Consider the following 15,972-nt stretch of genomic DNA (forward strand, 5'->3'; position numbering starts at 1 on the left):
GATTCTACAAACAAACTGCGGTTTCGTCAATCATGGGTCAATCAATCAATAGGTGATATAGGTAATATCGGTTGATTTGGGCGTTTCTTTTATAGCTGCGTGATGGCCTGCGAGCTTTTATTTCAGGTATTTGAAGTGTTATTTGTTCTGGCTGACTGGATTTTAAACCAGGACTTATGGTTTGAAACACCTTGAACTTGACAATAAGCGATGCACTCTCTATCATTTAAAATAAGCTGAAGAAAAAGAGAAGCATGCTCTGCCGTTCAAGCATATGGGTGACGCCTGCTGTGCGTATGTGACGTTTTTTGCAAGATACAACAATAAAGGCATCAATATACTTGATTAGAAATAGACAGAACTTATTTTATCCATAGATGAATGCTTCTTTGATACCATTCTTTTCTCTATGTCTATGACCAGTTCAGGACTCCTCGATGCCTGTAACGTCATGCTCTTTTGCGCCTGTAGCGTGATTTTGTGTTCGTATCTCTTGTGGTGTGCGTATAAACAGGGAAGGGTTGTGTCTTGCTGTGTTTCTGAAGGATCTCTTATCTTAATGCTGCTTTTTGGTCAAACGTAGGAATATTTTTTGCTGCTTTTCGAGAGGAATTGGCATGCAATCTAACTATACAATGCTAATGAAACCTCAGCGTATACTGCTTCTGCTGCTTGCTATCTTTATTTTTTGCTGTGTCTTTCTGCTCGATGGGCTATCTATTCGCCTTCCTTCTATTCATGATCAAACTGAAGCAATTGTGTTATGGACTTCATTTGGATTTTCCCTTCTGACCGCACTGATCTTCTTACTGGTTTGCCAGAATGTTTTATTCTATGCGCGCAATCGAAGTGTGGTACTCCGTTTTTTGGGTTTTAGTCTTTCTATGCTTGCCACCTTTGGAACCCTGAATTACATTTGTACAAGCCCCTGGCTGAGCTTGTTAAATATTTTTAGCCTGATCAGCGCGCTGATCTTTCTCTCCAATCTTTTCTTTTCTTTTCCTGACCCTCCATCTTTGTTGGCTCCTGCGCGTGGATCTTCTTCGCGTGTTGCTGGAAAACCTCTCTTTGTAAGAGTGCTTATCCGTAGTTATCTCTGGTTGCTCAGTATAAGTGGTACTGGTCTCAGTGTGTTTGCGATTGGAGTGACCTTTCGATTTGACTCGTTGATGTATTGGTTGCAAGTAGGTAAATGGAGCTATTGTTTATTTGGCCTGACTGGTTCTCTCTTGATTTTTATGGTTGCCTATCGCCAGTCAGCGCATGAGCGTGCACGCCAGCAGCTTTTATTGTTAGGTTGCGGCTTGCTTGTTACCCTGATGCCATTTCTCTTTTTTTCAGTTGCACCCCACCTGCTGGGCTTGCATGGCTTTTCTGATAAATTGGCTCTCATTTCACTTTGCCTTTTTCCGTTATTGAGCAGCTGTGCTATTTTGCGCTATCAGCTGTGCATGTTTGATACCCTTCTCCTCAAAATATTGGCGCTCTTCTTTCGATTGGCATTTCTTGATATCCTGATGTATCTGGTGGTTGGGATTGGTCGTTTTCTGTTCCCCGTCTATGCAGTTGAACATAATTATATCTATGTTTTCTGTATTATCTGTAGCATTACGGTATTTTCGCCGTTTGTTTGGTGGGCAGGGATGGTATTTACGCGAAGGTGTTTTTTCTCTGAAATAGTACAGGCTCGTCGCTTGCTAGATGAACCAGGCTTGCTCACTGATGATGTGAACAGCATTGATAAGGCTGTTGACGCGATTGCCTCTGCCGCAACGCGTATATTACAGTCCACACAGTTATGCATCTTTGTTTATGATGAGATATCTGGACAGTTTGAGCTGTATCCTGAGTTGGTCCAATGGATAGAGGGCCCTTCGCGTTACACCTTGTTAGCAACAGTGGCAGAGGCATTTCACATACCGATTGCTACTGCCCACCGCCTGGATAGTCATTTGTTCGCCTTGCAGCGTTTAGTGCAAGTGAAGCGTCCTCTGTTGTTGAGTGAAATCCCGCCTGATCAAGCGTCTGGGCACCATCCACTGGCCCGCTTTTTTATTCAATCTTCTCCGTTGAGCTCCAAAGATTGTTTGCTGACGGCTATTCGTGCCCAGGGTAAGATGATTGGTTTATTGGTACTTGGTCCGCGCGTAAATGGCTTGCCCTATGCTGGTGCTGATCTGGAAATTGCGCATCTTTTAGTCGAACGCTTTTCAATGGTGTTAGAAACAGCGCGTTTGTACGCTCGGGTTGTCCAGCATACCTCATTGTTGAATAGCCTGTACAACATGAGTATTATTCCGGATTCGGCTTTCAAAACGGTTAAGGAGGCCGCTATGACCTATGCAATGGCTGTGGCTGTCTCAACATCATCCGCTGCTGAAATCTGGCTTTATGACAAGCAGCAGAAGGAATTATGCTTGGAGGCGACTATTGGTTATGGTCCCCGTTTGTTACCGTTGACGCGGCTTACAAATCTTCAGGCTGCTGACTGGAGAAGCCATTTTTATGCCGGTACCACCGTTGCGCTCAATGGAAATGGCTCACATCCATCTTCATCTCTTCCCCTCTGTTTGCCAGTGGTGCCTGCTTGTCCCTTCGCGTGGTTACCACTCCATAAAAGTGAGCAATATACTGGTGTGCTGGTGATTACCTATGCACATTCGCATGTATTTTTTGATGAGGAGACGCGGGTACTGGAGATGTTTGCCAGCCAATGTCTCTCGACGCTGGATAATGTGCAGATGACTATGGAGTTGCGCGCTGCCTATAAGCGACAAAAAGAACTGGATCAGTTGAAAGATCAATTTATTACAACCGCCTCGCATGAGTTGCGTACTCCGCTCACAACCGTGGTTGGTTACATTGAACTGCTGGATCAATATCACGAGAAACTTGAAGCCTCATCCCGATCTGAATTTATTGAAAAAGCACGCCGTGGTTGTGATGAGCTAAACCTCCTCATGAGCAATATTCTCGATGCCAGCCTTGTGAATCTGGACGTTGAAGCAGTGTATTTGCGTCCTATCGCTCTGCACACCACTGTCTCGTATGTACTGGAGATCATGGATGCTATTTTGGCGAGAGAGCAGCGTCCCGTCTCAGTGCGTATCGCTGATGATTTGTTTGTTGATGCTGACGATGCGCGGTTACAACAAATTCTCCTGAATCTCCTCAGCAATGCGTTGAAATATTCAGCCGCCGGCTCACCTATTGAGATCTTTGCTACCTCTTTGCAAGATCAAGTGATTGTGAATATTAAGGATTATGGTTTGGGTGTGCCCCCTGAAGAGCAGCAGCGCCTATTTGAGCGTTTTGTGCGCCTGGAGCGAGATATTAACAGCCCTGTTCGTGGCGCTGGCCTGGGGCTCTTTATATGTCGTTGTTTATTAGAAGCTATGGGTGGGCGCATTTGGATCGAAAGCAGCGGTGTCGTTGGGGATGGTAGTCTCGTCTCATTTGCGTTGCAATTGGCTCCTCGAATCTAGCATGCAGGGACTGTGAGCATGCAATTTCCCGCATGAAAATCTCCCCGAATCGATTCTGGACTTGAAAAGAACGGTACCCACTTTACGTGTGCACAACGTCAATTTCATGAACGCATATAAGGGTATATGCAAATCAAATTTCACAAATTTCATAGGTAGGAGAAATTGCGTATGACTATGATGCGCCGGAGCTCTACCAGCATTACCTCGCGTCAACTTGAAGTTCTGGCTTTTCTTGCGCGGCGTGAACATTGGCTTGTGGGTGAAGTTGCATCCGCGTTGGGTGTTAGCTCAGCGGCTGCGACCAAAGCGATTGCACGTTTAGAGCGGAAAGGCCTGGTAAGCCGCTCAGTAGATGTGATGGATCGACGTTGCGTAAATGTGCGTATTACGCGCGCAGGCAGCGATGCCGTGCGTCAGGTGGCGAAATCTGTTTGATTCCCTCCATGCCGTAAATTTTCAGACAAGTGCCTGGGCTGGTGGTTATGACAGCGCGGAAGATCTCGCGCCAACCGTATAGATTGGAGTGCTAAGATGCTTCCGTTCTGACATATCCTCGATCTTTCGCATATTGCCATAGCGACTTTTGCAACTGACGCCGGGCACGGGAGATACGACTCATAACAGTCCCAATGGGAATTTGTAAGGCTTCCGCAATTTCTTTATAGGATAATCCTTCTATATCTGCCAGAATAATTGCCATTCTGAAGTTTGGAGGAAGATCATTTAACGCTTTATACACATCTTCATCCAGGTACTGGCTCAAGACCTCTTCTTCAGCCCCTTGATTGATTTCTTGCCCACTCAGATCGCGAATCTGATTGTAAAGATAGAACTCTTCACCATCAGGCAAGGCTACTGGCGTCGGATGGGTCGCTATTTTTCGATAGCGATTGATGGCAGATGTGTTAAGAATGCGAAAGAGCCATGCGCGTAAATTGGTACCTGGTTGATAGGTATGAGAGAAACGGATGGCTTTCAGCATTGTTTCCTGCACAAGATCCTCGGCCTCTTGCGGATTATTTGTCATACGTAACGCTGTACGGTACAGGCTATCCAATTGAGCAAGAATCCCCGCCTCAAAATCTTCACCGGGAGGCTCTTTTTGCGTTGTGGTACTGATCTCTCTACTCTCTCCTTCTTCTATTGTATCAGTTGGTTCCGTTGATTCTTCCGTAAACAGGTTCTCGAAATTTGACTTTTCGTGCATTAAATACTCCTCTGACCAGGGACTCTCCACGAGTTCTCCCACTTTCTTTTTCGAAAGTATTATCAGTATATCTTATAGGCCGTGGGAATGAAAGGCCTATCGTATTATGTTAAAATGAACAGATAGAGTGGCGAGCTAGACTAGGAGAATTTTTATTATGGAATGTTTAGATTGTGTTGAGGCGACGGCGCGTTTGCATCTTTATATTGATCGTGAATTGACGGCTGAGGAAGTTGAGATCGTGCAACAGCATCTTGAAGGTTGCCCGAATTGTGATTGCCGATTTCATTTTGATTTGCAACTCAAGCGCTTAATTCATGAGCGTTGTACTATTGAGCATGCTCCTGTCCATTTACGCGAGGCGGTGATGCGTCTGGCTCAAGGTGAACGCAGTAAGATTGATGCTGACCTGGCGCGCGAGATTAAAAAAGAGATGAAAGCGGATCTTGAAGGTTGGCGTTAAGAACCGAGCCAGCATTTCATGGAATCCGACTCTGAATTACCATCTTTATTTTGTAGCATTGCAGAGAAGATGGTATGTGCTCTGTTGAAGCAACCGTTTCTATGTTGCATGTGCTCGTCCACGCTCTCAGGGATGCTCCAGCTTGTATCATGGCGAGCAACCCTTACTGGCTGCTTTGCTCCACAACGTAGAATGGTTGCATATTTCTTTCTCCATTCTATCAATAGCTGTTTGTGTTATAAGCAGAATACTTGTTACTTATAAATATTACAGTGCCACATTGAGTGAGAAGAGGGAATTGAGATAGGTCAAGACGTTAAAAAAGATCATTGCTCCCACGACTATCATGAGAATACCTGTACCAATTTCAATTTTACCCAGATGTGGCCTGCACCATTTCAAGGCGCGACTAACTTGATTGACCCCCAGGCCCAGTAATAGAAAGGGAACGCCTAATCCCAATGAATAGATGAGCAGCAACCAGACGCCCTGTTGGAGGGTGGTAGCGTTGGCTGCCAGCACCAAAATGCCTGCGAGAATTGGAGTCAGGCATGGTGACCAGGCAATGCCAAAGATTAACCCCATCAGCAACGAGGCGGGATAGCTTGATTTTTCCGGTACAAAGGTGAAGCGTTTTTGCTGGTAGAGCAGAGGGATATGCAAGATGCCGGTGAGATGGAGGCCAAAGATCACAATGATTACTCCCCCAACCTGTCGTAAGATTGTGAGATGATCGTGTAAAAAACTGCCCAGTGTGCTAGCTGTCGCACCTAATGCGATAAAGGCGAACGTAAAGCCGAGCACGAACATCGTGGCATGGCGTAAGGTTATCAGGCGAGTTGCCAGACTCTTATGCTGCTCTGTCGCTTGCGCGACGCTCGGTCCAACCAGTTGTGCCAGATAGATCGGCACCAGTGGAAGGACACAGGGAGACAGAAATGAGGCCAATCCGGCGATAAAAGCAATACCAAAGCTGATCTGTGTGGGATACATGCCTGCTCCTCAGAAGCTATTATTTTTGTTGTTTCATAGTATAGATGCTTAATGGAAACTGTGCAACGTTTTATATACCTCATCCTTATCTGCTCGTTGCCAGTGTTTGAGTGCCGTGCGTGCCGCGCGAGCCAGATGTGATGCGGCCTGATTCTCCTCACCTTGTAGACGGGTAAGCTCATGGAGCGCATAGACAACAATGCAGTCGCCGGGCGTCGCTATGGTAGTTAATGCTTGTAGGGCGGTATGTGCGACATGTTCATCAGGATCTGAGAGGGCCTGGAGTAGAGCAGGGATGGCCCAGCGTGATTTCGTCTGTCCACACACATAGGCGGCACATGCCCGCACTCCACTATCACTCGCGTTCAATAATAATTGTTGGCAGAGCCAATGAATTTCATTGGCTGTGACAAGATAGTCGCCCAATGCGGCCAGTAATTCCAATACGCGCTGTTGTAATAAGGGATTTTGTGCCTGTTGTAACAGTTGCGGTGGTTTGCCGAGCCCGATAATTTCCTGCCTTATCTCTTGCCATGCTTGCTGTTTCCCACTGTGATGTGCTTGCCATAAAAGATGCGTTAAGGAATCGAGTGCCGTTACCTGTATTTCTTCTTGCTGGCTTGTCAGTACGCAAAGCAGCCAACGCGTGACATTACTGCGGAATGGTGTTCGTAAGACTCCATGGAAAAAGCGCAGACATTCTACAGCTTCTCCCTGTCCAGGATGGTCTTTATTCATCACGATAGTGCCCAGCACGGCCGCTCCATATTCTCCCCCGCACGAGGCCAGCGTATAGCAGGCTTGACGGCGTAGATCGGGATTTGTGGAGTGTAGCAGTGGCAGGATACGCATGATGAGTTTATGCTGGCGCATCCGGTGCCGTAGCTTTTTATTATAATGGGTGATTTCTTCTAGAACAGTCAAAACAATGAGTTGAACTGCTTCATTGGCATTCTCCAGACAACTATAGAGCGTAGCTAATAGTTCTGGTTGTGCAATCTTACTGAGTGCATGGGCTGCATGCTGCGCGATTTCTGGATCTTCATCGTACAATAGCGGCAAAAAGTCCAGGGAGAGTTGCTGCTGTTGTTCTGATGTGAGCTGAAGAGGTAGTTCAGATGCCAGAATAAAGATCGCTGCTTTGCGCACTTCGGTTGGTATATCGTTTTGAAGGCAGGCAAGGAGCGTTTGCAGGCTTTCATAATCATTACTCTGTAAGAGGCCATAGGCACAAGTAAGACGAACCGGGAATGTTTCATGCGCTTCTTGATGGTGCTTCATTACCTCGATTGTTGTGGGATGCAGTTGGGTTGTACGGGCGCGTGTTGCCAATGCCATCGCCGCTGCATAGCGTACACTGGTCCAGGCTGTATGCAATCCTCGACAGAGCAGTTGTTCGTGATCGATGTGTGGTGATTGTCCTGCCGCCTCCATTAAACTGGTCCATAGGACTGGTCCCGGGACATCTTCAAGACCAGGATGTTGCAACATTTCTTCCAGATTGATGTGTGCGTGTTGACTTAATTGCAGTAGCAAGCGACTGGTATGTTCATATTGGGGCGGCCACCAGGGCCACGCGGGCGTGGTGATCTCAGGATAATGGCTCAGGGTTGCCAATACCAGTGGCAGAATTGTCGGGCCCTGTTTCGCTAACCGGCGCGTTGCGCGGATACGGGCTTGATATTCAGTTTCCGGACCTAAAAGCATTGCTAATGCTGCCTGGATACTTTCTCGCTGCATAGGCCACACACATGCTTTCTTACTACAATCTTTTTTGCGTGTCTGGTTTGTGCTATCGGCTGTGTAGCATACACAGGTAGTGTGCAATGAGTATAAGGGCCTGTGTATACACATGTTGCTGCCGTCGTGCAACAGCATCTGGCTCAGTGTAACAGGCATGCCAAAACAGGTTGCTCTTATCTGCACAGTTGATCCAGTAGTTGGCTCTGTCGAAGTCAATTACTGGCTACGCTTTGCATGCTCAGGTATTTTTGAAGAGCTTGTGAAGCTGATCCCAGATATTTGGTTGTTGATTCAATGGTGATTTCTCATTATGTGACGAATGAGGGTGTTCTGGATTATTTTGGTGTTGCTGCTGTGCCTCTTGTTGTCCCTTTTGTATCAATGGAGAGAATGGCGGCAACCTGGGGGTGACTGGTACACCACCCGTTGTTTGTGAGTGAGGAGGCTGTTGTGGCGATTGTCGCGCATCACTTTGAGATCTATTAAGAGAGGACGCTTGTTTTTTCTCCTGTTCTTGTGTTGTAAGATAGCGCGGCAGCGGTGCTTGCGGCCTCTTAGGAAGATAAGGGGCGTTCTTGCCCGGTTGTACAGGGCGCAGTGGGGCAGTAGTGGATGAAGGCGGTGGTAGATGCAAGCCACGGAGAGCCTCGGCCATCTGGCTGGCGTCCTCATAGCGCTGATTACGATCTTGTGCGAGTGCCGTGAAGATCACCTGCTCGAGCGACTGTGGAATAGCCGGATTATGCATGCTGAGGGGACGTATATGTCCCTGGAGAATGGCCTGTGTGACTTCTGGTACTGTGCGGCCCATAAAAGGGCGTGTTCCGCTTACCATTTCATAGAGCACGACACCCAGGGCATAGATATCGCTGCGATTATCAAGGACATGACCCCAGATCTGTTCGGGTGAGGCGTAGTAGATGCTGCCGACCAGTGTGCGGGCTACCGTAATCACCTGGAGACCGGCAGCACGCGCCAGCCCAAAATCCATGACTTTAATTTTGCCCCATCGGCTCAACATTAAATTTTCTGGTTTAATGTCGCGATGAATGACGTTGCGCTCCCGGTAAGCAGCGTCAAGAGCATCTGCAATCTGTGCTGCATATTCAGCAGCGAAATAGGGAGCGATAGTACCATCGAGATACAACAAATTGGCGAGAGTTGGGCCCTGCACAAATTCCATTGCGAAATAGAGAAGTTTTTGTTGCTCGCCTGCATCGTAAATCTGCACAATATTTGGATGATTCAGGCCCGCAATAATATGCGCTTCGCGGGTAAAGCGAGCGACATACGATGCATCACGTGCCAATCCTTGAGGAAGCACTTTCACGGCGACCTCGCGTCCCAGTGTCAATTGCCTGGCTCGATAGACAACTCCCATTGCACCCCGACCCACTTCTTCTTCCAGATAATATCCACCGAGATTGTGCCCTGCCAGTTCATTCATGGTTGTTGCGGCAAACGGAATAACCAACCTACATGTTGTAAGGAATGCCGCTCTCCTTTCTGGTATGAAGCATCATCTATCTACAGGGATAGATAACAGCATGATTGCTGTAGTTGTATCCCTGTTTCCTACAGAGGATGTGAAGTCACTACTATAGTAGACGGATACTTGCTACGTTGCGAGTATGCATATCCAAAAGTACTTGTTCTGCTATGATTTTGGTTTTGCACATTTTTGTGTGCGAAGAAGGCTCAGTGCTTGTTCTGTATCCTGCGAAAAAGCTATCTCAATGTGCTAATGCAGGTCTGATAGGCGTTATTTTATAACGTATCACAAACTACGTCTAGAGTTGGTCTCGAAATAGCAAGTGCTCCAATTTGGAAAGAAGGCAAAAAAGGAGTGCAAGGACAGAGATTGGTACGCCTTGCACTCTTTTCAGGGAATTGAACTCTTACTATTTAATCGAGATAGTCTTTCAAGATTCTGCTGGCCTGTGGATGGCGCAACTTGCGAATTGCGCGTTCCTCAATCTGTCGTACACGTTCACGGGTGACTTTTAATTTTTTGCCAACTTCCTCAAGCGTGTGATCATGGTCATCGAGAAGGCCAAAGCGCAACTCAATAACTTGCCGTTCTCGGACCGTTAATTGTCCCAGAACTTTACGAATCTCTTCACGTAACAACTGTTGATCGGTAATCTCAGAAGGTCCTCGATCATGGATGTCTTCAATAATATCGCCGAGGGTATTCTCCTCTTCTTCTGAGAGTGGGGCATCAAGCGAGAAGACCTTTTCGGCCCAGATAAGCAATTCGCTGACGCGTTCTGGTGTCATACCGAGACGTTCACCAATATTATCGGGGGTTGGTTCTCGTCCTGTTTCCTGATACAACTGGCGTGTGGTGCGTTTGACACGCATCACCTCTTCCATGATGTAGACAGGGAGTCGTACAACACGTGTACCCTCGAGGATGGCCCGTGTGATTGCCTGTTTGATCCACCATGTGGCATAGGTGGAGAAACGGAAACCCTTGCGATAATCAAATTTGGTAACAGCCCTGATGAGGCCAATATTGCCCTCACCGATCAGATCTTCCAGGGAAAGCCCCTGTCCGACATATTTCTTGGCAATGCTGACAACCAGACGTAAATTCGCTTCGATGAGATGATTTCGTGCATCCTTGTCACCCCCCTCAGCCCTCTCTGCAATGCGAGATTCGCTTGCTGCGGAGAGCAGAGGAATACGTGAGATCTCACGAAGATAGAGACGTAAGCTGTCACTTTGTGCCAGGCTACTCAGATCGGTATCTGGTACATTTTCGCGTTCAGCCGCTTTATCACGGTTGCGTTCTGCGTTAAACATCACATTTCGTTCCAAGTGCTTGCTCTCTTCTCCTGCAACATGTACGTAGATCAGTTCAGTCCATGACTTATTGTATCATACGTATGGGGTATTGCAAGCAACATCTCCCCACTGTTCAGTCATCATACCTCACGTTGTTTCGTTTTGTGTTTGTGTCGACGAACGCATATGCGTACCAGATCCGGACACCATGTAGGACGTGAGGTTTTCTTTTTCTTTTTGCCAAGTATATTCTTGAGAACAGTAAACAATAGGGTTCTTATTCCTGTTTTGCTAGTAAATTTCCGAAACTATGTTGCTTTTGACGCTTGATTATGCTATTGCTGATAAAAAGATATTTTTCCCTATCATATAGAAGCACTCTTGAGATGAAATGCGTCTGTTTTGGAATGTGCTCTACCTATTATGTTGGATGACGGGAAGAATGGCTACTACTTTTTTTAATTGAGACAGAATATGCTATGATAACGGCTGAGTCGAGTGCATGGAAGAAAGCGTGACTGCATAAGGAAATATCGCACTATGATTACAGGAGTTTGGCTCAGCTTTACCCTACGAGAAATTCTCAGGCTGTAACCGCTCTGGTCATTGCTTCGTAAATATAACGCAACGCGCAAACGTTAAAGAAACTACCATGTGTTGAAAGTAGAGGGATTAGCTCTGCTATGAGCTTACCAGCAGCATTAGCACCAGGAACTGTTATTGGGGGTCATTATATTATTGGGACCTTGATCAATCAAGGTGGTTTTGGTGCGGTCTATCGTGGCACTGATACCAGTGAGAACAACCGTCCCTGCGCGATTAAGGAAACCTATGACGTTACACCAGCGGCGCGTCGTCAGGCCTTGATGGAAGCCAGTGTGTTGCTTACTGTGCGTAGCCCTCATTTGCCTGAAGTCTATGATACTCTGGAGGCAAATGGGCGTTTCTATCTCATCATGCAACTGATAGAGGGACAAAATCTGTTGCAACTGTTGCGTTCTCGTGTGCCTAATGGGCAGGTCGGCGTTCGGGTTCCGGGACAACTGAGCAAGAGTCCCTGTAGTGAACAAGAGGTGTTAAGCTGGCTGTTACCATTGATGGATGCATTGCAAGAGCTTCATAGTCGGCGCCCAGCAGTGATGCATCGTGACATCAAACCTGGCAATATTGTATTGACCCCGACTGGCACCGCCGTACTGCTGGATTTTGGTCTTACCAAGCTCTATGATCCCAATTCCAGTACGCAGACATTGGGACGAGCTGTCACCGAGGGTTTTAGCCCGCTTGAACAATACGTTGGCAAAACCTCGCCTCAATCAGATATCTACTCCATGGCGGCTACCATGTACATTTTGCTTACAAACCGGCTCCCTCCTGCTGCGACCAGCCGCGGTGTACGTGATGAACTTGTCGCACCGCGTCTGCTTGATCCCTCCTTATCACCAAAGCTGGAATGGGTATTGCTGAAAGCATTGGCTTTGCATGCCGATCAGCGTTTCACCAGCATAGGAGAAATGGCCAGAATATTACGTGAGCCTACCTTTAACGATTATGACGAGCCGACTGTATCTGTTCCATATAATCCACCGTCCCCGATAGTAGCTGGCAATAGTGGCGCTGCATCTACGCCCTATAACGATCCCACCATTGCAGTCCCCTACAATCCAGCAGCGACATTTCAGGGATCAGGAAATGCACCATCAACAGTGCAGGCTCCATTGCATATCAAACCCAATCCCAGTCCTATCAGTGCTTCCTATCCCTTTCTTCCCGGGACGGTTGGACAAGCAGGAGCATATTCACCCATTTCTCCGCAACAATCTTCTGGCTATACCCCTGGAGGAGCAGGTCAGCAGCAAATGGGTTATCCCGGAATGAGTGGTCCACAAGGATACGGTGGATATTCCGCTCCTCAGACTCCTGTTCCGGGATATGGCATATCTCAACCCGTTCTCCCTTTGACTCCAGCCCAGCAAAAAAAGCGAGCGCGTGCTCAGGCGGCTGCCAATCGTCCTTTGCCAGTTCCCGCAGATCAAGGTTGTCTCTGGGGTGTGCTACAGGGATTGGTTGCAGCGGCTCTGGTGCTCTTCTTTAAAGAGCAAGTAGACTTTTATCTGGCGATGATAATTGGATTTCTCTTCTATGTCGGTGCCGGTTTTATGACCTCACGTCGTGGCGGAAGTCCGGTGCGTGGTGCCTGGGCAGGATATTGGACCGGTATCTTTGGCACCATTACATTTTGGATTGTCCTGGGTATTGGCCTGCTGGTGAGTGCTCTGCAGCGTTTCCAGATTCTCACTCGTTACAACACAGGTGTGAATCCTGGTTCCCTCTTCTCGCAAGCCTGGAATACCATCCAACCTCAATGGCCTGCTATACCTGCATTGCTTGCAAATCAGCCGCCCTTCGTCAATTATCTTGTCTTTATGCTCATTGGGTTACTTATCGCCTGGACTGCTGGCGGTATTGGTGGTTTCTGGTCCCGTGCGCAACGTGTGACTCGTCGTTAAAGGCTGCTACCCGGATACCTCTATCAAACACTTTGTATGCTCGACTTTGTACAATTTTGAAAACGTGAGCTCGAAAATGCGTCGCACTCGCCCTTTTTCTCAGGCTCAAAAGCCTAAAAACGTACAAAGTCGAGGTATGAGAGTGTCAGCCTCCCAGTACCATTGGGATCTTGCTGCTCACTTGCTGGCAGGCGCCGACGCGCCTGCACCCTTTTTAGTGTATGTTGCTGTAAATGTACATAGCACATTTACAGCAACATACACTAAAAAGTGGTTTGAGCACCGTAGGTGCGAAAACTCATGCACACATTAGCTACAGCTTCAGATATAGTAGAAGCGGCTACGTGGAAGTGTTATACTTGAGGGACAGCTCTCCTCGCGTGAAGACTGCAATCCTCAATTTGGTGAAGGAAGGTAGGCTATACTATTGGCGACTCAAGAATCAACCACACAGACTGCTGCGACAACGGAGCATGCACCTGCGGCTATCTTGTCTGTTGAAGATATTGCACGTATTTTGAGTGTTGAATTAAAGCTTGGCCGTGGGCAAATTGTCCGTACGATAGTTTTGATCGATGAAGGCAATACGACGCCTTTTATTGCTCGTTATCGGAAAGAGGTAACCGAGAGCCTGGATGAGGTTCAGATTCAAGCTATTGCTGATCGGGCCCTGGCATTGCGTGCGTTGTTTGAACGCAAACAGGATGTACATAGGCTGATTGAGGCACAGGGCAAGTTGACGCTGGAACTAGCGAGCGCTCTTGAAGCGGCAAAGACATTGCAAGATGTAGAGGATCTTTATTTACCCTATCGCCCGAAACGGAAGACGCGTGCGAGTGTTGCCCGTGAAAAAGGCTTAACCCCTCTGGCAGAATTGATCATCCAGCAGCCTGCAACGGTTGGTGATAGAGAGTCCTTGTTAGAGCAGCATGCCCAACCATTTTTGAACGCTGATAAGGGTGTTGAAAGCAGCCAGGAGGCGTATGCTGGTGCCTGTGATATCGTAGCAGAGATGATTGTCGAGGATGCAGCGGTTCGTAAAAATGTACGCACCACTTTTTTTCAGCGATCGGCGTTAGGTTCACGCGTAGTAGCCGATGCAGAGAAGGTCGCCGAAAAAGATCCCACGGGTGTCTATCGCCTGTACTATGAGTTTGATGAAAATGTAACCAGTTTGGTGCCACATCGTGTTCTGGCGCTGAATCGTGGTGAGCGCGAGGGAGTATTACGCGTCAATATCTCTCTGCCATATGAGCAGGTACAGCGCGATATCACCACCCACTATCCTGTGAAGGCGACCTCCCCTTTTGCTTCATTGCTTGTCGATGCCATGGAGGATGGCTATAAACGCCTGTTGGCACCTGCTATTGAGCGTGAGGCGCGTCTGGAGTTGACGACGAAAGCCGAGGAACATGCGATCAACGTTTTTGCGACCAACCTGCGCAATCTGTTGCTCCAGCCGCCTTTACGCGGCAAAAAGGTCCTGGGGATTGATCCTGGCTTTCGCACCGGCTGTAAACTGACGGTGGTGGACGAAAATGGAAAATACATTACATCAGATACCATGTATTTATATCAGGCTGATAAGGCGCGCCAGCAGTTGCGACAAATGCTGGCTGATTATGAGATTAGCGTGATTGCGATTGGCAATGGGACAGCCTCACGCGAAACTGAGCAACTGGTCGCGGATTTGCTGCGCGAACTTGGTGAACAGCATCCAGGACAGGAAGCGCCCGGTTATATGATTGTGAATGAGGCGGGTGCTTCAGTTTATTCAGCCTCAGAGGCAGCGCGTGAAGAGTTTCCCACGCTGGATGCGACGCAGCGTGGCACGATTTCAATTGCACGCCGGTTACAAGATCCATTGGCAGAACTGGTCAAGATTGATCCTAAAGCGGTAGGGGTTGGCTTGTATCAGCATGATGTGGATCAAAAAGCGCTGGCGGCAATGCTGGATCGGGTGGTGGAATCGTGCGTAAATTTTGCTGGCGTTGAGGTCAATTCAGCTTCAGCAGCGCTGCTCAAGCGGGTTTCCGGTATTAATAGCAGGGTGGCTAATGCGATTGTGAAGTATCGCGAAGCTCATGGGCCTTTTAAAGCGCGTAAGGATTTGCTGAAAGTGTCTGGCCTGGGACCTGCGACCTTTGTACAGGCGGCGGGCTTCTTAAAGATCGCCAATGGCGTAGAGCCACTCGATAATACGTTTATCCATCCTGAGAGCTATGATGCGGCGCGTAAACTGCTGGAACTGTTGCCTGCTGGTGATGATAAGCAGGTGAAATCTGCCGAACGTGTGGTGCAATTTCGACAAATGATCAAATTGCAACAGAGTCTGGGACGTTCGCAGCGCAATCGTAGCCAGGGCAATACTGATGGGGGTGAGAATGCTACCTGGATGGAGATTGCCAGGAACGTTGGTGTTGGTTTGCCAACCCTCAATGATATCCTGGAAAACCTTGAGAAGCCAGGATTAGACCCACGCGACGCCTTGCCTCCCCCTATCCTGCGCCATGATGTGTTGAAAATGGAAGATCTGCAGCCAGGTATGGTGTTACAGGGGACAGTACGCAATGTGGTCGATTTCGGTGCTTTTGTAGATATTGGTGTTAAGCATGATGGACTGGTGCATGTCTCAGAGATGGCTGATCGCTTTGTACGAGATCCTTTAACCATCGTCGCAGTGGGACAGGTGGTCCGGGTTCAAGTGTTGGATATTGATATCAAACGTAATCGTATCCAGTTGAGTATGCGTAACATAAAGGCCTAGCAGTTATGTGT

10 protein-coding genes are annotated in these 15,972 nt (G+C 47.8%); 5 read left to right on the forward strand and 5 right to left on the reverse strand.

The annotated features are described in order from the left end of the window. Positions 1-617 precede the first annotated feature (617 nt). Entirely contained in the window at positions 618-3,485 is a 2,868-nt protein-coding gene (locus F1593_RS06230; RefSeq protein WP_149400692.1) for a GAF domain-containing sensor histidine kinase, read from the forward strand. A 171-nt stretch (positions 3,486-3,656) separates the two neighbouring features. Then, the gene (locus tag F1593_RS06235; RefSeq protein WP_149400693.1) at positions 3,657-3,923 is read left to right on the forward strand and encodes a MarR family transcriptional regulator; all 267 of its coding nucleotides are present in this window, start codon (positions 3,657-3,659) and stop codon (positions 3,921-3,923) included. 91 nt (positions 3,924-4,014) lie between these two features. Here the strand turns inward: F1593_RS06235 and F1593_RS06240 are convergent, their stop codons facing one another. Next, entirely contained in the window at positions 4,015-4,695 is a 681-nt protein-coding gene (locus tag F1593_RS06240) for a sigma-70 family RNA polymerase sigma factor (protein WP_149400694.1), read from the reverse strand. Positions 4,696-4,852: 157 nt separating this feature from the next. On the opposite strand from F1593_RS06240, the gene F1593_RS06245 reads away from it, so the two are divergent. Continuing rightward, positions 4,853-5,158, forward strand: coding sequence for a zf-HC2 domain-containing protein (locus F1593_RS06245; protein ID WP_149400695.1), 306 nt, complete (start codon positions 4,853-4,855; stop codon positions 5,156-5,158). A 267-nt stretch (positions 5,159-5,425) separates the two neighbouring features. Here the strand turns inward: F1593_RS06245 and F1593_RS06250 are convergent, their stop codons facing one another. The 4 genes from F1593_RS06250 to F1593_RS06265 form a co-directional block, all read right to left on the reverse strand. After that, positions 5,426-6,151: a cytochrome c biogenesis CcdA family protein gene (locus tag F1593_RS06250; protein ID WP_149400696.1), complete on the reverse strand. Its 726-nt coding sequence runs from the start codon at positions 6,149-6,151 to the stop codon at positions 5,426-5,428. Positions 6,152-6,199: 48 nt separating this feature from the next. Continuing rightward, entirely contained in the window at positions 6,200-7,891 is a 1,692-nt protein-coding gene (locus tag F1593_RS06255; RefSeq protein ID WP_172631910.1) for a HEAT repeat domain-containing protein, read from the reverse strand. Between the two features lie 241 nt (positions 7,892-8,132). After that, on the reverse strand, positions 8,133-9,368 hold the full coding sequence (locus tag F1593_RS06260) for a serine/threonine protein kinase (RefSeq protein WP_149400698.1): 1,236 nt from the start codon (positions 9,366-9,368) through the stop codon (positions 8,133-8,135). 431 nt (positions 9,369-9,799) lie between these two features. Further along, on the reverse strand, positions 9,800-10,717 hold the full coding sequence (locus F1593_RS06265) for a sigma-70 family RNA polymerase sigma factor (RefSeq protein WP_235932503.1): 918 nt from the start codon (positions 10,715-10,717) through the stop codon (positions 9,800-9,802). A 650-nt stretch (positions 10,718-11,367) separates the two neighbouring features. Between F1593_RS06265 and F1593_RS06270 the strand changes: the two genes are divergently transcribed. Further along, complete coding sequence (locus F1593_RS06270; protein WP_149400699.1) at positions 11,368-13,194, forward strand: serine/threonine protein kinase; 1,827 nt, start codon at positions 11,368-11,370, stop codon at positions 13,192-13,194. Positions 13,195-13,621: 427 nt separating this feature from the next. Then, a complete protein-coding gene (locus F1593_RS06275) occupies positions 13,622-15,961 on the forward strand; it encodes a Tex family protein (protein ID WP_216368797.1) in 2,340 nt (779 codons plus the stop codon). Positions 15,962-15,972 lie beyond the last annotated feature (11 nt).

The sequence above is a fragment of the Dictyobacter arantiisoli genome (genome assembly GCF_008326305.1).
Classification (GTDB): Bacteria; Chloroflexota; Ktedonobacteria; order Ktedonobacterales; family Ktedonobacteraceae; genus Dictyobacter; species Dictyobacter arantiisoli.

Bases quoted from the DNA above. Each gene is read 5' to 3' on its own strand.
- F1593_RS06240 (WP_149400694.1), bottom strand. From the start codon at position 4,695: ATGCACGAAAAGTCAAATTTCGAGAACCTGTTTACGGAAGAATCAACG.
- F1593_RS06230 (WP_149400692.1), top strand. From the start codon at position 618: ATGCAATCTAACTATACAATGCTAATGAAACCTCAGCGTATACTGCTT.
- F1593_RS06245 (WP_149400695.1), top strand. From the start codon at position 4,853: ATGGAATGTTTAGATTGTGTTGAGGCGACGGCGCGTTTGCATCTTTAT.
- F1593_RS06235 (WP_149400693.1), top strand. From the start codon at position 3,657: ATGACTATGATGCGCCGGAGCTCTACCAGCATTACCTCGCGTCAACTT.
- F1593_RS06250 (WP_149400696.1), bottom strand. From the start codon at position 6,151: ATGTATCCCACACAGATCAGCTTTGGTATTGCTTTTATCGCCGGATTG.
- F1593_RS06255 (WP_172631910.1), bottom strand. From the start codon at position 7,891: ATGCAGCGAGAAAGTATCCAGGCAGCATTAGCAATGCTTTTAGGTCCG.
- F1593_RS06270 (WP_149400699.1), top strand. From the start codon at position 11,368: ATGAGCTTACCAGCAGCATTAGCACCAGGAACTGTTATTGGGGGTCAT.